Annotated in this window: 19 protein-coding genes and 1 pseudogene; 6 read left to right on the top strand and 14 right to left on the bottom strand. The window is 36.5% G+C overall.

The window, feature by feature from the left end; translation table 11 throughout:
- Window positions 1-2 precede the first annotated feature (2 nt).
- The 8 genes and pseudogenes from CZ490_RS03255 to CZ490_RS03220 all read right to left on the bottom strand — a co-directional run bounded on the left by CZ490_RS03255 (window position 3) and on the right by CZ490_RS03220 (window position 8405).
- Entirely contained in the window at window positions 3-1400 is a 1398-nt protein-coding gene (locus tag CZ490_RS03255; protein ID WP_077617541.1) for a sensor histidine kinase, read from the bottom strand.
- Window positions 1397-2068, bottom strand: coding sequence for a response regulator transcription factor (locus tag CZ490_RS03250; RefSeq protein WP_077617540.1), 672 nt, complete (start codon window positions 2066-2068; stop codon window positions 1397-1399). The genes CZ490_RS03255 and CZ490_RS03250 overlap by 4 nt, the downstream gene beginning before the upstream one ends.
- 52 nt (window positions 2069-2120) lie before the next feature.
- Window positions 2121-3675, bottom strand: a pseudogene (locus tag CZ490_RS03245) (MMPL family transporter).
- Between the two features lie 145 nt (window positions 3676-3820).
- On the bottom strand, window positions 3821-4378 hold the full coding sequence (locus CZ490_RS03240) for a 2-phosphoglycerate kinase (protein ID WP_077617539.1): 558 nt from the start codon (window positions 4376-4378) through the stop codon (window positions 3821-3823).
- A 127-nt stretch (window positions 4379-4505) separates the two neighbouring features.
- Window positions 4506-5984: an Lsa family ABC-F type ribosomal protection protein gene (locus CZ490_RS03235; protein WP_077617538.1), complete on the bottom strand. Its 1479-nt coding sequence runs from the start codon at window positions 5982-5984 to the stop codon at window positions 4506-4508.
- A gap of 191 nt (window positions 5985-6175) precedes the next feature.
- Window positions 6176-6952, bottom strand: coding sequence for a nucleotidyltransferase domain-containing protein (locus tag CZ490_RS03230; RefSeq protein WP_234987162.1), 777 nt, complete (start codon window positions 6950-6952; stop codon window positions 6176-6178).
- A gap of 210 nt (window positions 6953-7162) precedes the next feature.
- Entirely contained in the window at window positions 7163-7357 is a 195-nt protein-coding gene (locus CZ490_RS03225) for a hypothetical protein (RefSeq protein WP_077617537.1), read from the bottom strand.
- Window positions 7358-7523: 166 nt separating this feature from the next.
- The gene (locus CZ490_RS03220; RefSeq protein WP_077617536.1) at window positions 7524-8405 is read right to left on the bottom strand and encodes a DUF421 domain-containing protein; all 882 of its coding nucleotides are present in this window, start codon (window positions 8403-8405) and stop codon (window positions 7524-7526) included.
- A 442-nt stretch (window positions 8406-8847) separates the two neighbouring features.
- Between CZ490_RS03220 and CZ490_RS03215 the strand changes: the two genes are divergently transcribed.
- Window positions 8848-9969: a metal ABC transporter solute-binding protein, Zn/Mn family gene (locus CZ490_RS03215; RefSeq protein WP_077617535.1), complete on the top strand. Its 1122-nt coding sequence runs from the start codon at window positions 8848-8850 to the stop codon at window positions 9967-9969.
- 105 nt (window positions 9970-10074) lie between these two features.
- Here CZ490_RS03215 and CZ490_RS03210 read toward each other — a convergent pair whose 3' ends face one another.
- The 3 genes from CZ490_RS03210 to CZ490_RS03200 form a co-directional block, all read right to left on the bottom strand.
- Window positions 10075-11754 (bottom strand): hypothetical protein, encoded by a 1680-nt coding sequence (locus CZ490_RS03210; RefSeq protein ID WP_077617534.1) that lies wholly within the window; start codon window positions 11752-11754, stop codon window positions 10075-10077.
- A 146-nt stretch (window positions 11755-11900) separates the two neighbouring features.
- Entirely contained in the window at window positions 11901-12242 is a 342-nt protein-coding gene (locus CZ490_RS03205) for a hypothetical protein (RefSeq protein WP_077617533.1), read from the bottom strand.
- Window positions 12243-12269: 27 nt separating this feature from the next.
- The gene (locus tag CZ490_RS03200; protein ID WP_234987161.1) at window positions 12270-12464 is read right to left on the bottom strand and encodes a hypothetical protein; all 195 of its coding nucleotides are present in this window, start codon (window positions 12462-12464) and stop codon (window positions 12270-12272) included.
- A gap of 434 nt (window positions 12465-12898) precedes the next feature.
- Between CZ490_RS03200 and CZ490_RS03195 the strand changes: the two genes are divergently transcribed.
- The 3 genes from CZ490_RS03195 (at window position 12899) to CZ490_RS03185 (ending at window position 17390) form a co-directional block, all read left to right on the top strand.
- Entirely contained in the window at window positions 12899-13354 is a 456-nt protein-coding gene (locus CZ490_RS03195; protein WP_142255332.1) for a hypothetical protein, read from the top strand.
- A 470-nt stretch (window positions 13355-13824) separates the two neighbouring features.
- The gene (locus CZ490_RS03190; RefSeq protein ID WP_077617530.1) at window positions 13825-16029 is read left to right on the top strand and encodes an FIMAH domain-containing protein; all 2205 of its coding nucleotides are present in this window, start codon (window positions 13825-13827) and stop codon (window positions 16027-16029) included.
- A 365-nt stretch (window positions 16030-16394) separates the two neighbouring features.
- Window positions 16395-17390, top strand: a complete 996-nt coding sequence (locus tag CZ490_RS03185) for a DoxX family membrane protein (RefSeq protein WP_077617529.1) — start codon at window positions 16395-16397, stop codon at window positions 17388-17390.
- Window positions 17391-17528: 138 nt separating this feature from the next.
- Here CZ490_RS03185 and CZ490_RS03180 read toward each other — a convergent pair whose 3' ends face one another.
- The 3 genes from CZ490_RS03180 to CZ490_RS03170 all read right to left on the bottom strand — a co-directional run bounded on the left by CZ490_RS03180 (window position 17529) and on the right by CZ490_RS03170 (window position 18857).
- On the bottom strand, window positions 17529-18284 hold the full coding sequence (locus CZ490_RS03180; protein WP_077617528.1) for a class I SAM-dependent methyltransferase: 756 nt from the start codon (window positions 18282-18284) through the stop codon (window positions 17529-17531).
- Window positions 18285-18377: 93 nt separating this feature from the next.
- On the bottom strand, window positions 18378-18602 hold the full coding sequence (locus tag CZ490_RS03175) for a DUF4083 family protein (protein WP_077617527.1): 225 nt from the start codon (window positions 18600-18602) through the stop codon (window positions 18378-18380).
- A gap of 63 nt (window positions 18603-18665) precedes the next feature.
- Window positions 18666-18857, bottom strand: coding sequence for a hypothetical protein (locus CZ490_RS03170; RefSeq protein WP_077617526.1), 192 nt, complete (start codon window positions 18855-18857; stop codon window positions 18666-18668).
- Between the two features lie 265 nt (window positions 18858-19122).
- On the opposite strand from CZ490_RS03170, the gene CZ490_RS03165 reads away from it, so the two are divergent.
- Both CZ490_RS03165 and CZ490_RS03160 read left to right on the top strand, forming a co-directional pair.
- Entirely contained in the window at window positions 19123-19965 is an 843-nt protein-coding gene (locus CZ490_RS03165) for an aldo/keto reductase (RefSeq protein ID WP_077617525.1), read from the top strand.
- A gap of 83 nt (window positions 19966-20048) precedes the next feature.
- Window positions 20049-20531 (top strand): nucleoside deaminase, encoded by a 483-nt coding sequence (locus tag CZ490_RS03160; RefSeq protein WP_077617524.1) that lies wholly within the window; start codon window positions 20049-20051, stop codon window positions 20529-20531.
- Window positions 20532-20561: the final 30 nt, after the last annotated feature.

Here is a 20561-nt window from a genome sequence, read left to right as displayed (position 1 = left end):
CTTTATTCCCCCAATAATTTATGCATAGTTGGAAGCGTGATTGTAAAGGTTGTACCTTCGCCAATCTTACTATCAACCTTGATTTCTCCTCCATGTAAGTCAATAATTTGTTTAACAATCGATAGTCCAAGTCCGGTTCCATCTCTTTTTCTAGAAGAATCGACTCGATAAAACCGGTCAAAAATTTGGTTAAGCGCTTCTTCGGACATACCAATTCCCGTATCTTTAAACACTATCGTCAGGAAAGATTCATTCCTGCTTAATCCAATCCAAATACTACCACCTTGAGCATTATACTTAATTGCGTTAGTTAACAAATTATCCCAGACATTTATCATGAGTTCTGCATCTGCCTTCATCCGAGTAAATGGCAGTTTATAAGAAACTTCTATTTCCTTTTCTTGAAGTCGCCATTGATATCTACGTATGGTTTGTTTAATTTGTTCATCCAATTGCACTTCGGAGATACTCATCGGATACGCACTTTGATCGAGTGAGGTTATAAGCAATAGTTGCTTTGTTAGATTTGAAAGTCGTTTTGATTCTTGATCAATAACCTGTAAGTATTCTCTGAATTCTTGCTCAGTTACAGCTTGTGAAAGAAGAAGTTCCGCATAACCTTGTATATTCATAAGTGGAGACTGAAAGTCGTGTGATACATTATTAATAAAGGACTTTCGTGCTTCATCATTATGCTGTAACTGCTTTTGCATGGTATGAAAACTTTCTACTAATTGCCCAATCTCATCATTGCGCTCAATCTTTAACGGATAATGGAAATTCTCCCTTGTAATCTCTTTAGTTGCTTCAGTTAACGTTGTAATCGGCTTAATTAGGTGCTTAGCAAAAAGAATGACCCCACTAATACTTACAATTGCAACTGCTACAAAAAACCACGCTAGAATCATATGAATATCTGAAAAAAGCAGCTTATTATTTGGACGGATAAACAAGCCATATTCTTCCTCGCCCATTCTAAAGGGTACACCTACAGTATTTTTTACATCATTCGAGAAGTGCCCCATCATTAAAAACGTATGGGAAAAAGTACTCATACCATGGTAAATTTCCTTTTCTGTAAGAACGTCCATAGCCTCCTCAGGAAGAGCTGTCTTGCTAAAAGGTTCCCCAAAATAAGCATCTTTTCCCGATTTGTTCACCACATAAATCTGATAACCAAGATTTCCGATTGATTGCAAGAAGGGCTCAAGGGATGAACTATCTGCATGCATATTCTCAAGAGTGAATGTAATTTGTTGTGCAATTTCCACATTTTGTTTGTCAATTTTCTCTTTTGTAGATGTCATGTAAATGAAATTTGCAAGTATTATCCCTATAGTGACACTTATTGTTAAAATAATGAGTGTTGCAACAATGAACTTTCGATATAAAGTCTTCATTTTGTTACCTCTAATTTATAGCCAACTCCTCGGATGGTTTGGATTTCTACCGAAGCTTCGTATCTTTTTAAACGTTCCCGAATTCGGTTTATATGAGTATTAAGGGTTTGTTCTCCCCCCTCATAATCAACTCCCCATACTTTTTCCACTAGTATAGATCTAGGGGTGATCTTATTTACACGTGAAGCTAATAAGCTTAATATTTCAAATTCCTTTAGAGGTGGGAGAACTGTTTCTTGATTGATAATTAACTCAAAGTTCTTTCGATCAATCATGAGATTCCCAACTTTTGTAACAGTATCAAAAGCACGTTCGACTCGTCGTAAAACGACGGCAACTCTGAATAAAAGTTCCTTCACTTCAAAAGGCTTCACGATATAGTCCTCAGAACCAGATAAGAAGCCCTGTTCCTTATCATCGATTTGTCCTTTAGCCGTAAGTAGAATAACTGGGATTTCATAATCATTTGATAATATTTTTGTCAATTCAAACCCATCCATCCCGGGCATCATAACATCGACAATCGCTAAATCAACTGTTTTCTCTTCCAAAAAGTCTAATGCTTCTTCGGCATGATTGGCTCTATATACTTGATACCCTTCTCGACTTAAGTGGATAGATACAAGCTGTTGAATATAGACATCATCATCTACAACAAGAATCTTCATACTACGAAACCTCCAAAATGTAGAATACGTAGGAAGCGTTTTGTATTCTGTGTTACTGTCTATTATGCGAGGCTTGCTTATCTTTTTCAAATAATAATATTAATGCTGGTAGGAGCATGCCCCGAACTAAGAATGTATCAATCAATATTCCAATTGCGACAATAAATCCAAATACGAAAAGGTCAGCAATCGGCATCGTTGTTAACGCAGCAAAGGTTGCAGCTAGAATGATACCAGCAGATGAGATTACACCACCAGTATTACGGATTGCAATTTCAAGAGCATCTTTAACCCGATGAGCCTTCCTCTCTTCGATAAATCTGGAGACAAGGATAATATTATAATCGATACCTAATGCAACAAGAAAGATGAATGCATATACTGGAACCCTAGTACTTAATGCGTCATAACCAAACAAAACATCGACAAGGAAAATACCAAGACCCAAGGCAGACACATAGGATAGTAAAATTGTCGTCATCATATAAATTGGCATTCTAATTGAACGAGTTAGGGCAAATAAAAGCACGAGTATTAGTAATGTTTCAAGTGTCACAATAGTGATTATATCCCTATTATTCACATCCCGTTCATCTACTAACTTTGCAGTTACTCCGCTATAGTATGATTCTCCTGATATAGAAAGCTCTTTTAATAAATCAGGAGTATTTTCACGTAAGTCTGTAATCATATCCATAGCTTCAGTAGAATATGGGTCAATTGCTAATACAACGCTTAGTTTTAGAGCTTTTGTGTCTTCAGATTGAGCAGTCAATCGCACAGATGCAATATTATCATTTTCTGTTAGTTTTTCTGTAAACGCAGTTACCTCATTTTGGTCCATAGCTTGATTGCTTTCGATTAATAACGTTGTAGGAGCTAGTTCTCCTTTATCATATCTTGTCTCTACTATTTCATAACCTACTCTAGATGGTAAATCCTCAGGAAACTTTTTGACGGTATCAAATTCAAAATCAAGATTAAACATATTAAAAGCAGTTATGAGAAGGAAGATCCCAACAATTCCTCCAGCAAAACCAGGCTTATTCACTACAAACTTAGCAATTGGCCCCCAAATTCCATGTTCTCCTGTTGCACGCATCGCATGTAGTCACGGAAGTTAGCGAAAAATAAAATGAGCATTGCAGCTAACACCGTTCCTCCAGCAAAAAGGTTTCTGCTATATCATTACCTATATTAGAAGCTTTATCATTAATCTCAGCGTACTCGCTATTCCCAAGACCCTGCTGCAATTCCATGGGAACAATCATCGTTGAACCATCTTTAGAAATAAAGCCTGTCAACGCTTGCGGAGGAAGTGTACTTATATCTAGTATGGTCTCAATTCCTTTAATACCTGCTGCATTTATTCCCTCTAGTATTTGATTGACTTCCTCAGGACTGATGTCTCCCTTTTCATTATGAAAGACTAATATTCCCGGTGTCCCTTGTTCATTTGGGAATATCTCTGCTGTCTTTTTCTCAGCAATGATAGATTGTGCTTCGTCCGGAAGCGATTGGAAATTAGATACTTTATAATCCCCAAGCCGTGGTCCAGCACTTAACCCAACCATCAGGACTAGCCAGGCGATAATGGTAATCCACATCCCACGTTTAGTCGAAACCCAATCCGTAATTGTATTTAACAGTTTTCTCAAAATGTAAACCTCCCTTACTATCTTTCGACTTTGATAGTACTAGTTGAATATAAATTTAATCTCAACTTTTGTTTACATTTGTCGATTAACTGTCTTATAGATGTCTTTTCTGTGTCTCTATAAATTCAAATACAGTCGATAATTCCTTTTCATAGTCGTTTTGAATTTCAAAATACCTCACACCTGCTTGTAAACATTCAGTTTTAAACTCTGAATGTTCCCTGATTAGTTCGTTTTTCGTTCTTTCTTCCGGCCATTTACGACTTTCAATTACATTCCGATGTTTCACTATTTTTGTTTCATAGTTTTCTAAAATATACGATTCCGAAAAGCCTAAGAATACTGGGATGATTTGTTCTGAGTATTCCTTGTTGAAATCCTTCATATAGTGAGGCAGTATGTAACAGCCTTCAATAATTAGATGCTGATCATTTTCGATAGCAGTCATAATCATCCCTTTTATGACTGGCCACAACTTATTAGCAATAACCTCTGTATCATCTAAAGGTGTGAATCCACAATCCTTATTTCCTCTGTACAGCCCCATCTTTAAATGATCTATTGATAAATAAGGAATATTATATGTTTCTAGTAGCTTTTGCGCCATCAAGGTTTTACCGGTACTACTAACAGCACTAATTAAAATAACCATTTATCTTCCCCATCTCATTTAAAGTCCCAATTACATTAATAATTCCATTGAAAAATGCGCTAATCCTGCTTGGATTAACGCATATCTTAAGTGACAAGAGGGTTTCCCCATGCCCTATCTGGATTTGCTACATTTTAATTACCTTTGTTGCAATTTTCATTTGAAATGTTTGATCATGTTCGACAAAAACCATGGTAGGGTTAAACGTTTGGATAAGCTCTTCAATTTGCAAACGAGAGTATACATCAATGAAATTCAATGGTTCATCCCAAATGTACAGATGAGCTTTTTCACATAAACTTTTTGCAATCAGTACCTTTTTCTTCTGTCCACCTGAATAATAGGACATATCCTTTTCAAATTGGATCCGATCAAAATCCATTTTTCGCAATATCGCTTTAAATAAAGTTTCATCAATTTGATATTCTTCAATAAAGTCAGATAGGCTCCCCTTTAAATGAGAGGTCTCTTGTTGGACATAAGAAATAATCATGTTAGAGCCCTTATATAATGAACCGGTATGCTGAATCGTATTTCCTAAAAGTAATTTTAAAATACTACTTTTTCCACTTCCGTTCTTTCCAGCCAGTACAATTCGATCGCCTTGTTCTACAGTAAAACGTAGTGGCGTGTTAACAACTTGACCATCATACATGACAGACACATCTGTTAATTGAATAAGAGTCTTCGATTTATAGGCTAGAGGATCTAGTTTCAACGATTCCGTTTTTTCAACGTTTTTTAATAACTTCGACTTTTCTTCAATCGCCTTTGCCTGACGAGCCTCTAGGTTTTTAGATCGTTTCATCATTTTTGCGGCCTTATGTCCCACAAACCCTTTATCCAATTTAGAACCTGAATTCGTTGAACCGTTTTTAGAGGCTTCAACTTGATTCGACCAAGTTGCCGAACGTTTTGAGGATTGCTTTAAGCGTCCTATTTCCTTCTTCAAACGATCATTTGTTGCTTCTTCATGTTCCTGCTGGCGGTCAAAATTTAGTTTCCAAGAAGAATAGTTGCCACTTTGAACCTCTATGTTTGCTCTGTTTAGAGACAAAATGTGATCCACACAGTCGTCTAAAAAGCTACGGTCGTGTGAAATTAAAATGAATCCTTTTTTCTTTTTTAAATAACTCGAGACGATCTTACGTCCCTCCGTGTCTAAATGATTGGTCGGTTCATCAATTAATAAAAATTTTCCTTCATTTAAAAATAGTGCAGCAAGTAGTACTTTTGTTTGTTCACCGTTCGATAAGGTTTCAAATGGTCGGTACATGACTTCGGCATCGACATGTAAATAAGCCAATTCTCGAAGGAACTCCCAATCTTCAGCTTGAGAGCATATTTCTTCTAAGATTTCATGCGTATCTTTGCTTTTATCCTTTACTGTAAAAGGGAAATAATTAAAATCAACCGGAGATATAATTTTTCCACTGTATTCAAATTTCCCCAGTAACAATTTAAAAAAGGTTGTTTTCCCTCGTCCATTTCGTCCTATAAAACCTAGTTTCCAATCTGTATCAATCTGAAAGTTTACATCTTCAAAAATCGTATCGGAACTGCTCGGATACGAAAAAGTTAAATGTTGAACTTGTATCATTGCCATGTTTATTCCTCCTTTGTATATCATGCTTCCTTTTCATACAAAGTCGGTATATCCATCTCTCCTACTTACTCCGTACAAGTGTTGATGGAGTATAACGACCCATACGGAGTAAATCATGTGTAACTTCCAATTCTAAAGACATACTATCTCTCCTTCTCGAAAATATCGCTCTTATAAATTTAGTTAATCAGTTAGTTCAAAGTAATTTTGGCTTCTTGTAAAAAATTCACACAAGCCCATTTACCCTCAGTCTTAAACACCTCATACACTGCATCACATTCTACCGGCGGATCGTCTGCCCATTTTAACAGAGTTCGAATCATAGACTCTTTTTCTGGGAAGTGTTGAATACTAACTTCAGCCTGCTCATGAAGCCTTGTCGTCCAAATTTGTGAACGAAGCATCACCATTGAATATAAAGTACGAATTAGTTTCCTAGCGAAGCTTTGTGTTATTATTTTATAGTCTTCTTTAGAAGCTGTTTCTAGCCTTTTTAAGGTTCGATTTAGAGCCTCATTAATATCACCATTAAAGCGGATGGCTATTTCTGAAGTAAGTTTATAAGGACCAAAACGATTACCTAAATCCTCTCCATACATACAAACACAGAGTTCCTTTAGGAATGCATTTTCGTAATAGTTTATGGGATCAATCGTATAGTCATAATAAGCTACAGCTATACCCACATCACGAACTAGAAAACGAAATTTTTCAGACAGCTCTCCAGCGAGTTTCTTTACTTCGGCTAACTTATCGGCACCTAGTGACGTATTGAACATCGCAATGAGGTCTAAATCTGACTTTTTTTCAACTGCTTCTCCCCTGGCTACACTACCATACACATATACACTGTGCAATTGTTTGGATAATTCTTTAAGACTCTTAATAGATTCTTGGATGCAGGGGAAATAGACACTATCAATCTTATCAATACTAACATCACTTACAATGTAACCATCAGTGTCCAAACCATACCCTGCTTTTAGATTTCCTATGGCAAACACCCTCTCTATATTCTATTTTTCAGATGGTGAAAAAGTGTATTTATTTATTAATATTCCATCTACCTCCGAGTCAGAAAATGAATCCTTCAATGAATAGTAAGAACACGAAGCAGCCAAGCCTTCTTTTCAAAGTTACCCTCTTCTAGATTCATTTTTCTCCTACTAAGAACCCTTTCAGCATTCCTTACCTTTCACTATATAAGTAATTAAACCAACAATAGAATCTACTTCATTTACAATTGCAAAGCCGTCTAAGGTGCTACAATCATAAACTCCACTTGAAATAACCATCCCAGTACTTCCCCAATGTAATTTAAAGAAATCCATTACTTTTTCCTTAGGTATATCCTCGATTGTATGTATCTTCATAATTAGACACCTCTTTTGTATTATCTAAAAATCGTCCTGTTTAACACCAATTATAATCCCTATTCAATACGAACAAGCGATAATCCTTCTTGGATTATCGCTCTTTTATTCTATATTCCTACATTTTCACAACATTGTACAATGTTGTTAGAATTTCCTATACGTTTTACTCAGTAAGATATGGATTTAGTCTCTTTATGATCGTCTCCATTTCCTTGGATTGACTAAAATACATCTTCTTTGCATGGGTATCCTTCGTTTGAAAAGCAGTTCGTTCTAATTCAGCTTGTAATCTCCTCAACTTAATGGCAAGGTTAGGCTTTTGTTTTTCTTGTTGATCGTTATTATTATTTTGTGCATCCTTCTTATCATTATATAAATCAACATATATGCTTCCGTTGGATTCAAGTTGTGCTAAAAAGACATCTTCACTACTTTTTGCCCCCTGTTTTTCTAATTCTTGCAAAAGCCATTCTTTCGTATAACCTAAGTAAGTTAAATGTTTTTCTAAAATGACACCATCGACGATGACTAAGGAAGGCCCATGATCCTCTTCAACACTCAAACCGATATCCTTTGGAGTGAGTGCATCATACTCCGATTTTTTCAAGACACTAATCTCACCATTGGTTTCCATCATAGCGAGTTCAACCTCTGAAACATTAAAAACACCTTTTATCCGTAAGCCATTCAATAAATCATCGAAGGTCATCCTTTGTTTGAGGAGCGTTTTTTCCATAATTTTTCCATCCTTCACCAATATAACAGGGCTACTTTCAACAATTTCTCTAAACTTAAACGATTTTACGGCACCATATCCAATTATTAAGGATAAAAGCGTAAAGACAGCTAACCCTATTAGGCCATGTGTTACTTTTAAGGACTTGTCGATTGCAATTGTACTGGCCATATCCCCAATAACAATTCCAACAACATAATCGAAGAATGTAAGATGCGAAATTTGCTTTTTCCCAAGTATTCGAGCCAATGTGAATAACACTAAAAAAGAGAACACAGCTCTACCAGCCATTAAAAGAAATTCAGACATAGTAACCTCCAGTGTTTCTTTTTACTATTCACTTAACGTTCCCATTTATAGTGGGAATATGATTTATTAAATGTCGCTGTGACTGACATTTCATTTTTCAACCCATCTTAAATTTAGTTTTACTGTGATAGCCATGTATAAAAATCAACTACTTCTCTTTTTATCTGAAATTTTTTCTTGAATTTTTTAAATTTATAACGTAATATGGTTTAAGTAAAACGAAACGATTACGATTTAATCTTGTGGGATTAAGAAAAAAACACTATAAGTGACCTAAACACCTTAGATCACATCACAAATGGAGATTAGTGGAAAACAGCAAGCCATGTACACCTTGTATATCATCACCATTGATTTTTTTAGTCATATAATCGTAATGATTACGATATATATACTTTTGCGGCACCTAAATCGAAATAATTATGATTTGAGAGGAGAAAGTATGAAAATAAAATACATAGTTCCATTACTACTTTTAGTCATTAGCACGTTCTTAGCTGGGTGTGCTGCAGAGAAAAAAACAAACATTAATGAGGTCAAGGATACCGCCACTCCCCCCTCCGAACGTCTTAAAATCTTCACTACTGTATTTCCTTTACAGGACTTCACAGAAAAAATTGGTGGTGAACATGTTGAGGTACTAAGCGTGTTCCCTGTTGGGACTGATGCTCATACTTTTGAGCCTACTACAAAAACAATGGTAGAGATTGCGGAAGCAGATGCCCTTCTTTATATTGGTGCAGGTGTGGAAGGTTTCATCGATGCTGCAATCAAGATTTTGCAAGATGAAAAGGTTCAGCTTGTGAAAACCACTGAAGGTATGGAGATTGCTAAAGTACAAGAGGAACATCACCATGGTGAGGATACACATGACACAGAGCATAACCATCATATTGATTCGAATTTTGAGGAAAGCCACAGTCATGATGAACACCAACATGACGCTGAGCACGAGCACCATGAGCATGATGCCGAACCTGAACATAATGAGAATCACGAAGACGAAGATGAATATGACCATGACCATCACCACAATCACGACGACATTGACCCGCATGTGTGGTTAGATCCTCAATTAGCTATAGAATTAGCCGAAGAAGTTCTGCATACCCTTGAAGAACTAAAACCAGAAGCTAAGGAAGAGTTTAAAAGGAACTATGATGAATTAGTGGTGAGTTTACAAGATTTAGATGAAGAATTTAAGAGTGTTATCGATCAATCTTCAAAGAAAGAAATACTGGTTTCGCATGCTGCCTATTCATATTGGGAATCAAGGTATGGTATTAAGCAAATTAGTGTTCACGGCTTATCACCAACGAATGAACCCACACAAAAGCAGTTAACAACGATTATCAACACAGCCAAACAGTATGATATCAAGTTTGTCATATTTGATCAAAACGTAACATCCAAAATTGCCGAAATGGTAAAAAAAGAAATAAACGCAGAGGCCTTAACTCTTCATAACCTTGAATCTAGAACAGAAGATGACGCTAAGAGTGGTGCTGATTATTTCAGTATCATGAGGAAAAATCTAGAAACATTGAAAAAAGCATTACATTAGAAATATAGAGGATGGCCAAAATGTAAAATAGAGTATATCCCTGTTCACTCCTTACTAATAGAAAGTGCCGGTTACATGCGCAACCGACACTTTCTTCATAAACAATTATTTTAATCCTTCGATTTCAAGGGCTTTTGCTGGTAAAAACTCTTCCCCTGTATCGAGATATGTTACACTTACTTCATCTTCCTCTTGTAAATAAATCGCTTTTGGACTGTTTTCCGAAGAAATCATGTAACTTTGATTGTTATCTAGTAAAAAGTAAACAATTGTTGCGTTTTCTGTTTTTTCTTTATAAACACGCACAACTTTTCCGCTTACTTTTTTTTCTTCTGCCTCAGATGTTCCATCAACCGTTCCACCGCCACGTTGTAGAGCAGTTTTATATAGCTTCAACGCTTCATTTGGAGTATTACCAAAAACGGAAATCTCCGGATTGGCAGCTGAGACGATGAAGTAGTTTTGCAAAAATCCGTTCGCATCCAGAACTGGGGTTAACCAACTTGCTTCCCCGTAGAAGTTATAGAGAATTGGCATCTCGCCATCCCATTTCTTCTCAATAAATTTCTTTTCAATAATCTGGAGAGCACCTTGGGAATCCATATACGATTCCTCTAAGTTACCCGTATAATAAACGGCTTCACCCGTTCTTGAATTCGTCAGTGAATACCCAAGCATGGAGTCTACGCCTTCTTTCGGACTGGTAAAGTCAGTGAAATAATGCATATCTCCGTTTTCATCAAAAATTGGGCTTACATTTGCTTCTGTTCCTTCATCCGATGGTAGTTTCACATCGGATTTTCCGAATAAGCTGTTCCAGAAACCATGTACATAATTCCCATAATAGCTATTTTGTAAGCTAACTACTTCTGGTGATACGGCACCATCAATAAATGCTGGTACATCCGCTAATTTGTACATCTCTGTTTTCCCTGAAGCAGGGTCAACAAGTACCATTCCCTTAACGTCAAATCCATTTCGTGCTGAAATAAATTCCCCATATGAGCGAATATAAAACGGTTTTCCTTCCTCATCAATTTCCAATTGAGGCTCCCCGTAAAAAATCGTATTCGGGTATTTCATACGGATATGGCGTGTTAAATCTTTATGAAAATAGGAGGATGGTGTATACGTCATTTCTGATTTTACAAACTTCGGATTATCTGTAGAATCTGTGGCACTGATTGTAAAGTACCCTGGCGTAGTGTCCCCATTCCACCATTTGAAGAAACCAGAAAATTCGATAGGTGCAATATAAACATATTCATTATTTACCTTTTGAATTTGCAAGTTTCCTAGCTCATAATAACTCGTATCAGGTACTTGGCCAAAGGCCTTTTTCATTTTATTCCGCGCGAATTGTGGAGGAACGCTTGCAGGCGTTTTTGTCTCGTCAAACACCTCAATCTCCGTTTCCTGCGCCATACTTGCCACTTCAAATTTTTCATCAGCATTAAAAACGAATGCTGTTCCTAAATAGATCGTGAAGACTAAACTTCCTACAAACAGGATGGCTTTTATCTTTCGTTCTGCGCCATTTGCAAAAAACGCGCCGGCAGCAGTAACAATAAGGGCTACCAACCAAGCCGAAGAAAAGTTACGATCAAGATTCGTAACATAGAAGAAGATAAATGCTAGAAGAGTAAAAACAACCGCACCTGTTAATAGGTATCCGGTATGAGGCTTAGTTTCCTTTTCCTTCTTTTTAGCTTTTCGTGTAAATGGAAAAAGGATGAGTGCAGATGCCACCCCTATAATAACTGAAAATAATAGAATTGATTGCATATAGTGACTCCTTTCAAAACGTACTATACTTTATATACGAAGAACTTCATAAAAAGTTTCATGTAACTGACAATCCACCATTTCCATAAAATAACACCCCTTGATAGATTACTAAGGGGCGTGTTCTGTCTTGTATATATTTCAAACTATTCTACTCTTTTTATCTTCTTATTCATTACCCACTTTGTTATGAAATGCGTAATGAATACTATGGCTGTATTAATGCTGATTAGTACTAATGATAGTAGTATATACGCAACCATTATCCAGCCAACTGCTTCTGCTTGACCTGGAAAAGCGTAAGCTACGTAAAACACATACAAAACTACGAAAATAAACTGCACTACCGAGGTCGCAATACAATTTATCGCAAGAAATCCACCTATTACCGGTTTCTTTCTAGTCGCTACCACCTGTAACGGTATACCCACTAAAGCTGGACTTATAAACATCATGTAAAATAGGAATGACTCCATAAATTCCTTCATAGTACCCCCCTATGTTTGTTAGTTATTTTATCCAAAATTTCGATCTAAAAATAACAATAAATAACTACCTGCACAAAGAAATAATGCAACTTGAGTTGAGATGTAAATTAAAAACTCCATAATCGTTAGTTTTCTTTCTCTTCTAACCCTTTTAAAATGCCGGTAATAATAGAAAGAACACAGGATTAAAAATGCCGCTGATAGCTGAAAGATATGTTCCAACAAATCTACCAAAAAAATCATCTCCTCACTTCTCTTTTAATGATCTACATTTTCCTGTAGTTATGTCTTTACTTTCATTATATGTATAATGGGTTACCATAGACAATCTTTGAACAGTTTGTTTTCAAAGATGACTATTGTTAAAGAAAGAAGGAGTTTAGCTACCTTTTGTTGAATTTGTTGCACGAACGATAGAGGTATATTCGAAGAATCCATACTCTATAACAGAATATTGTACTATGAGGTGAAACATGAGAGCCTTTCTGAACGAAATTCGAAGCCCTATAACACGATCCAAAAAATTGCTCAATTCAACTTTCATTTTTATTGCTGGGGTTCTTTTAGGGGTCATATCCAAAGTTCTTGATGAAACTCCCAGTAATCTATTACCCTACTTCCTTGAAGTATTGGATTTAAGGAATTTCTTTTCTCGGATGGGAATCTGGATATTCCTAGCACTACTCCTATCTGTTTATAGTAAATCACCAGGTAGGTCTGCGTTGAATGTTTTTTTGTTTTTTGTAGGAATGGTAGGGAGCTATTATTTATATACAGTGATTGTCGCAGGTTTTTATCCAAAATCTTATATGATAATTTGGTTTACCATTGCTGTGTTCTCACCTTTATTGGCCTTTGTATGTTGGTATGCCAAAGGAAAAGGCTTACTTGCTATTTTTCTCTCATCAACCATTTTGATGTTTCTTTCAAGACAAACGTTTGTTTTTGGTTTTTGGTATTTTGATTTAATCAACGGGTTGGAGTTCCTGCTATGGGTTGCCACCATATTTGTTTTATATCAATCCCCGAAACAAATACTCAGGGTAGTTTCATTAGGAATGGTACTTTATTTCCTTACTGCACAGATTAATCTTTTCTGGGGAATGTTATAGGCTTCAATCTTAACAATTAAAAGCAAGAACCTCAAAAAGATATGGATATAAACGCCTAAAATATCTAGCAGTAATAATACACTCGCAGTATTTTAGGCACTTTTTGATGTTTAATTAAATTTGAGTTCTTTCTTCACTAAGTCACCCCACCTTTTCGTAATAATTTTCAAAATTCTTCAACCCCTTCCTTGTTCCTATATTTAATTTTAGGTAGGTATTTAGACACACTTCTCGATAAATCGATTGTCCTAGATGTGGTTTTTAGACATTTTATCGACTTTAGAGTCTCATTTTCGTCATAAATCATCCAGTTTTACTGATTACAATAAGCGATAGTAGTATAAATTCAAAGTATTCTACTAAATAGAGATACTACTACATCTTTAATTGTGGAGGTGATTTAATTTTTTGAAAGCGCGTACAACTTAATTATGGTTACTACAGATTAAAAAAATGGGAGGTTGGGATATTTGTTTAAAGTAAATTCCGTAAAAATTTTTCTATCTTTAACTATATTCGTATTGCTAATTGCACCTTTAAATCAGGTTAAGGCAAATGAGATATTATTTCCTACATATTCAGAACCTGAGGAAATAGGTTTTCCATTAACGGGTGGTACAACGATTTACGATGGAGCTGTTGGGATTGAGGACGGAAATGAAGTTATGTATACAACTTCCAAGGGTATTCCAGCTCAGTTTAGTGTTATTGATCTTGAGACAAAGGAAACACTTCGAACATTATTTATGGATGGAGCAAATGATTCGTGGCATCATGAGGTTGCACCAGATGGTACCGTTTATGTAGCAGCTGGCAAGCATATTTGGGGGTACTCACCCCAAACCAAAGAAATAACAGCATTGGCTGAAATTCCAGAAGCGTCCTTGTGGGCCCTAGCAGTAGATGAAGAGAGTAATGCTTTCATTGGTACGTATCCAAGTGGTAAGGTATTTAAATACGAGAAAGCTACTGGACAATTACATGATTATGGAAAAATGATTGGGGAAATTAGTCAAGAATATGTTCGTTCCATGGATTATCATGATGGATATATTTATGCCGGTACCGCTCATGACAAACTTATGAAACTCAATGTAGAAACGGGCGAAAAAATAGATATCGCGGAGGAATTAAATGAATCCGGATTTGTTTATGATCTAAATGTCGTCGATGACCGATATATTTTTGCTAGATACTCTGTTTCTAAGAAAATGTATATCTATGATATCGAACAAGAAAAATGGTTAGATGTAATCTTAACAAATGTTACAGGATTGCATGTAACTGACTCGCTTGATGGAAATGTGTATTTTGTAGCTGATGGAAAGCTTAAATATGTCAACCTCGAAACGCTACAAGTGAATGATACGCCGATGACGTATGGAAGTGGCCTACGAGGAGCAGACTGGGTTGAAATTGAAGGAGATGATAGACTCCCAGGAAAAAGTCTTGCCACGATTACGTTTTCTGGTGATGTTGTATTTTTTAATATCGAGACAAATACAGTTGTAAATTATCCAAAGATGGTTCCTCCAACTGCAAATGTGACGAATAAGTTTTTTACCTATTCAGAGGATAAAATCTATATGAGTGGTATGACTGGGGCTGTTGGAGCCGTGTTTAACCCACTTACAAATGAGATTGTAACTCTAAACTTAGGTCAAGCAGATGTCATGCATGAAATGGATGGAAAAATGTATTTTGGTGTGTACCCTGAAGGTAGTGTGCAGGTCATCGACCCAGAAGTAGATCCATATCAAGCACCAAGCAAACTATTTGTGATAGGTGACGAGCAAGAGCGACTCCATTCAATGGCTTCTGGTGATGGGAAGCTATTTGTAGGTAGTATCCCGACTTACGGTAAATTAGGTGGAGCTCTCACTGTCTATGATGGTGAATCCCATAAAGTCTTTAGAAATATTGTTCAAGATCAAAGTGTGAATGATATTGTGTATAAAGATGGCAAAGTGTATGGTTCAACTTCCATTACAGGTGGTCTAGGAAGTACGCCGACAGCAGAGGAAGCAAAATTATTTGTTTTTGATGTTGAAACGGAAACAAAGACGAAAGAAGTATCACTCCAAATTGATGGATTAGATAAACCGACACACATTGGTCAACTGAAGTTCGGACTCCATGATGGCTATATTTGGGGAGCCTCCTCTGGTTTCATCTTTGCATTGGATCCAGAAACTCTTGATGTCGTAAAAAGCGTAAATATTGATCCGAATGCTGCAATGGGTGCGTGGAATAACGTGCATCTAGAATGGTCAGAAGATGGATTCTTGTACGCCAATGCTGGTAGCAAATTATTCGTAGTCGATCCAATATCATTGGAATCTCAATATATTACTAACACCATCACTTTTACACTTGGGAAAGATGGAAACATCTATTATGCCCCTTATGAAAATCGTACAAAATTACTAAAGATTACGGTAACTAACCAGAATGCATCTGAATTAGATACGTTAGAAGCAAAAATTGAGGCGGTACATGGCAACAAGTTACTCGAAAATAGCCAATATAAACAAGCAAGTAACCAAATCAAGCAAGCCCGACATTTTGAACAAAAAGGTGAGCCAGAAAAAGTGAAACGTCACCTGGAAATACTAAAAGAACATATCCTTAGATGGGATATTGACCAAGAGCTAAAGGATTATTTGTTGGGATAGTTTGGCGGTATATCCCCCTTCTTGTGCTCATTGGCTAGCATTGATTTTTAATAAGAAATCTGGAGAAACCATTATTGTTGATGGTTTCTCTTTTTGAGGCTTTGGATCATTAACATAAACAGTACAAAACTTTCCCCCTTCCTTTTGCAGTTAAGTAAGTGACAATTCCACAATAATCCACTTTTTGCATGTACAAAATGCGGTTGGATATATTAACAATTATACTTTTAAAAAACTGGAGAGGATAAAAAATCGTTCAATATCGGAAACATAACATTTTCCTTATACGTACGAAGAATCTTTCATTTTCTTTTTTTTGGACTAATTATTTTTGAACCTTGTTACAAATAGGAGGGGGATATCCATTGAAGAAATACAATTCTTTTTTATTATTTGGAGTCATTTGTTTTTCACCAATTATAGCAAACGCACATGTAAAATGGTTTACGGAGAAAGAACCTGAAAAGGTTCCTATTGAGCAAATCCTTTCAATAGAATTCATACTGTTATCTCTACTAATAGCTCTTTTTTTAGCGATATTATCTCAAGTTATACCACATTTGATGAAGATTCCCGGTGTCACTACAATTGATATGAAACTAGATGGATATCGGAAATACTCTCGTTATATCTTAAAATATGGCACAGCTGCGGCATTTATTTTACAAGTGCTTAATAGATCGATGTTTGCACCTGAGTTCACAATCCACCATACTTGGCAAACGGTCCTTATGTGGTCGATTATCGGTTTACTAATAATTCCTCACCATGTTGCAACAAAAATAGCTTCCATATTAATGCTTGGTTTGTTTATTCATATATGGAGTTATTCCGGTTGGTTTCATATGTTAGACTATGGGTTTTATCTCGCTATTATCGGTGTTTTATTGGTGGGAAGAACGAAATTGGAGACGGCGGGGTTTCCGTTTCTTTATCTCGGAACAGGTTTAAGTTTATGCTGGGTAGCCGTAGAAAAATGGGTTTATCCTTTTATGACGATTGACATTATTCACCGTCATCACGTGCCGACTTTTGGCTTTGCTCCTGAACTATTTATTGTTCTATCGGCATTCATTGAATTCGTCGTTGGTTACCTATTAGTCGTTGGTATTCTCAACCGTCTATTGGCTTTTGTAGTAACCATTCTATTTATCCTGACAACAACCATATTTGGATACACTGAAGTAGTGGGGCATGGGATGATTCATATTGTCTTAATCATCTTTATTATCGAAGGAATATCCTTTTACCATCCACCAGTTAAAATGCATAGAACCAGATTGGATCAAATGATATTTGTATTTCTAAACTTTATATTTGTGCTAAGTACATTTTTATTAATTTATTACCGATTTGCATAAAACAATTTAAATAAAGAGGCTACCTCAATTGGTAGCTTTTTTGTTCAACGGTTCAACTAATTTTGCACCGTAATTTTTAAAAAAAGAAAACTTGGGTTCCTTTATAGTCGAATAACTTCAATTACAAAAATGAAATAATTACACCTGCCCCAAAAAGCTCCTGGTTGTATTCGGAATAATTATTGTGCCATTGTTACTATATTTATCAAAAAGGTTCGTTAATGCCGTAATGAAGGAATTATACTCCTTGTCGTTCTCCTTCGGGGAATAGGAGGCGGATAAGTACCTACCCAAAAAACCATCTAAATGAAGGTGGATGTCATTGCCAAAGTAGGTAGTTTCGTACTTTCCATCTTTAAAGAATTGATGAAAAGGTATCGGTGTTTCCTCCATTCCCCCACTAAACCCTTTAAAATTCGGACAATACTTTCGGCAAACTTCAGCGCTTTCCTTGTTTATGTCACTTGAAGCCTCCCTACTATTCCAAACAAGGGCCACTTTTGCTTCTTGTTTCAATATTCGTTGGCATTCCAATCTGAATTGCTCCATGTTGAACCAGTGGAAAGCCTGTGCTACCGTTACTAAATCTATACTGTTATCCTTTAAAGTTGTATTTTCGGCAGTGGCATTAAGGGATATAAAACGTGTACCAGGTTTTACCGTTTGTTCCGCCACTGTTCTCATATCATCGTTTGGTTCCACCCCAATAACAGCAAATCCCCTCTCAAGAAGATGCCTGCTTAATATTCCAGTCCCTGATCCAATATCCGCAATCAGACTATCTTCATTTAAGCCTGACTCAGAAATTAAATACTCAATATATTCAAGCGGATAGCTGGGACGATATTTTGCATATATCTCAGCTTTGTCTGTAAATTTATCTGCTGATTTCATCAAACCACCTACTCCTTTTCGCAACCTGTCTATGTCTGCCATAATACCTACAAACCTATATGTCAGTTGAAATAAGGTTGTAGCTGTCGGGTGTCAGTCCTTTTTTTCCTTTTCAAGTAATTCAATAATTCTATCTAACTTTTGTTCAATTTCTTTTAAATTATTATTTTCTTTAGTGTCCCTAAAATCGCGATCGTCATTATCGTCATTATTAGGTTTTATAAAGAATGAACGAACTCCGTAAAAAATAAAAGCAATGACCATTATTATTAAAATGTTCATTAGTAAAAACCACCCAAAGCTACCTATTGCCTCCATAAACTAAATTCTCCTTTCTAACCCATTCACATTTAATCTTGCAACCATTCCTACCAATAGGACTTACTTGTTGATTCCTTTAACGCCTTCTGTCCCTCTTTTCTTATCGATACAAACCCAAGCATAGTAAACTGCCCAGAACACTAAGGCAACTAATATTGCATAATGTTTTTGACCTGTAGGTAGGTAAAATAGTAAAAGGAGGCCAATAAGAACAAATGGTGGTAAAAGCATCGCATATTTTTTCCAGTGCATTCTCTCTCTCCTTTATAATTAAGTTACTAAAAATTAGTTACTCTCTGAAACAACTTAGGTAAGTATAAGTTGATTGATCATAGTTGAATATTCGTCCGCAACAAGTGCTGCACACTCAAATCCTGAATACACCTTTATAACATAAGCATCAGGATTATTAAGTCACCTTAATTTTACCATATATAGTTAAACTTCCCACTTTCAATATAGAGTAATTTTCAAAATTATGATACTATTAACGTGCTAATGGAAGGAGTGTTACTTTATGGAAATTAGGATTCCAGAGATTACATTGAATGATGGACTAGCAGTACCTGTAATCGGTTTTGGTACATACCCGCTTAAGGGAAACAATGGAGTAAATGCCATCGTTAGTGCGATTAATAATGGCTATCGTCTTATTGACTCTGCTTATAATTACGAGAACGAAGGTGCGGTCGGGGAAGCTGTTCGCCGTAGTTCTGTCCCTAGACATGAATTACTCATTACATCTAAACTTCCGGGACGCTATCATGCATACGATAAAGCAGTAGCGACCATTCAAGAATCTCTATACCGAGCTAATCTTGATTATTATGATTTATATCTAATTCACTGGCCGAACCCTAACCGAGACCAATATGTAGAAGCTTGGCAGGCCTTAATTGATGCTAAAAAATGGGGACTTATCCGCTCAATCGGTGTTTGTAATTTCTTACCTGAACACCTAGATCGTTTGGAAAAGGAAACCGGTGTCAAACCAAGTATTAACCAAATTGAGTTACATCCTTTCTTCAACCAAGCTGAACAAAGAAAATATCATGAAGCAAACAATATTGCGACCGAATCGTGGAGCCCATTCACACGTGGTATCAAAGACTTAGAGATTGATACACTTCAAACGATTGCTACCAACCATAATAAAACGATCCCGCAGATCATTTTACGTTGGCACTATCAGCTTGGAGCGATTTCAATTCCTAAATCAGCATCTCCAGTTCGCCAGGTAGAAAACCTTTCTATTTTTGACTTCTCACTGGATGATGCAGAAATGGCTATGATCTCATCCTTAAGCAGACCAGATGGCAGGATTCAGAATCAAAATCCAGCCGTTTATGAAGAAAATTAATTCAGACAATACACTAAAAGGTGCTTCTCCTCGTTAGAGGAAAGCACCTGTTTAATAAGTCTAGGGACAAGGAGGATTTAAATATGATAAGTGATATCGATTTAAAGCACCTACGACGTTGTGTTGAACTAGCCAAACTTGCGCTGGAGAAAGGTGACGAACCATTTGGTTCAGTACTTGTCTCAGCCAACGGGGAAGTTCTTGCAGAAGATCATAATCACGTTGCAGGTGGTGACCATACCCAACACCCGGAGTTTGCGTTGGCACGATGGGCGGCTGAAAACATGACACCAGAAGATAGAGGAAATGCGACAGTATATACGTCAGGCGAACATTGCCCAATGTGTGCGGCGGCCCACGGTTGGGTTGGTTTAGGTCGAATTGTTTATGCAAGTTCAACTGAACAGCTAGCACAATGGTTGAGTGAACTGGGTGTTACGCCATCACGCGTTCGAAATCTTCCTATACAAGATGTCATTCGGGATACCCAAGTAGATGGTCCCGTTCCTGAACTAGCGGAGCAAGTTCGCCAACTCCACCGTCGATTTTATGCTGGGAAACGTTAAACAACTTTCACTCTAGTGTTTGAATGTGGT

The organism is Litchfieldia sinesaloumensis, assembly GCF_900156865.1.
GTDB lineage: Bacteria > Bacillota > Bacilli > Bacillales > Bacillaceae_L > Ferdinandcohnia > Ferdinandcohnia sinesaloumensis.
This window is presented reverse-complemented; position numbering and strand designations above follow the sequence as displayed.

Bases quoted from the DNA above. Each gene is read 5' to 3' on its own strand.
- CZ490_RS03210 (WP_077617534.1), bottom strand. From the start codon at position 11,754: ATGCAATCAATTCTATTATTTTCAGTTATTATAGGGGTGGCATCTGCA.
- CZ490_RS03175 (WP_077617527.1), bottom strand. From the start codon at position 18,602: ATGGAGGCAATAGGTAGCTTTGGGTGGTTTTTACTAATGAACATTTTA.
- CZ490_RS03255 (WP_077617541.1), bottom strand. From the start codon at position 1,400: ATGAAGACTTTATATCGAAAGTTCATTGTTGCAACACTCATTATTTTA.
- CZ490_RS03195 (WP_142255332.1), top strand. From the start codon at position 12,899: ATGGGAATCTGGATATTCCTAGCACTACTCCTATCTGTTTATAGTAAA.
- CZ490_RS03180 (WP_077617528.1), bottom strand. From the start codon at position 18,284: ATGAAATCAGCAGATAAATTTACAGACAAAGCTGAGATATATGCAAAA.
- CZ490_RS03235 (WP_077617538.1), bottom strand. From the start codon at position 5,984: ATGGCAATGATACAAGTTCAACATTTAACTTTTTCGTATCCGAGCAGT.
- CZ490_RS03225 (WP_077617537.1), bottom strand. From the start codon at position 7,357: ATGAAGATACATACAATCGAGGATATACCTAAGGAAAAAGTAATGGAT.
- CZ490_RS03215 (WP_077617535.1), top strand. From the start codon at position 8,848: ATGAAAATAAAATACATAGTTCCATTACTACTTTTAGTCATTAGCACG.
- CZ490_RS03205 (WP_077617533.1), bottom strand. From the start codon at position 12,242: ATGAAGGAATTTATGGAGTCATTCCTATTTTACATGATGTTTATAAGT.
- CZ490_RS03240 (WP_077617539.1), bottom strand. From the start codon at position 4,378: ATGGTTATTTTAATTAGTGCTGTTAGTAGTACCGGTAAAACCTTGATG.
- CZ490_RS03170 (WP_077617526.1), bottom strand. From the start codon at position 18,857: ATGCACTGGAAAAAATATGCGATGCTTTTACCACCATTTGTTCTTATT.
- CZ490_RS03165 (WP_077617525.1), top strand. From the start codon at position 19,123: ATGGAAATTAGGATTCCAGAGATTACATTGAATGATGGACTAGCAGTA.
- CZ490_RS03220 (WP_077617536.1), bottom strand. From the start codon at position 8,405: ATGTCTGAATTTCTTTTAATGGCTGGTAGAGCTGTGTTCTCTTTTTTA.
- CZ490_RS03160 (WP_077617524.1), top strand. From the start codon at position 20,049: ATGATAAGTGATATCGATTTAAAGCACCTACGACGTTGTGTTGAACTA.
- CZ490_RS03250 (WP_077617540.1), bottom strand. From the start codon at position 2,068: ATGAAGATTCTTGTTGTAGATGATGATGTCTATATTCAACAGCTTGTA.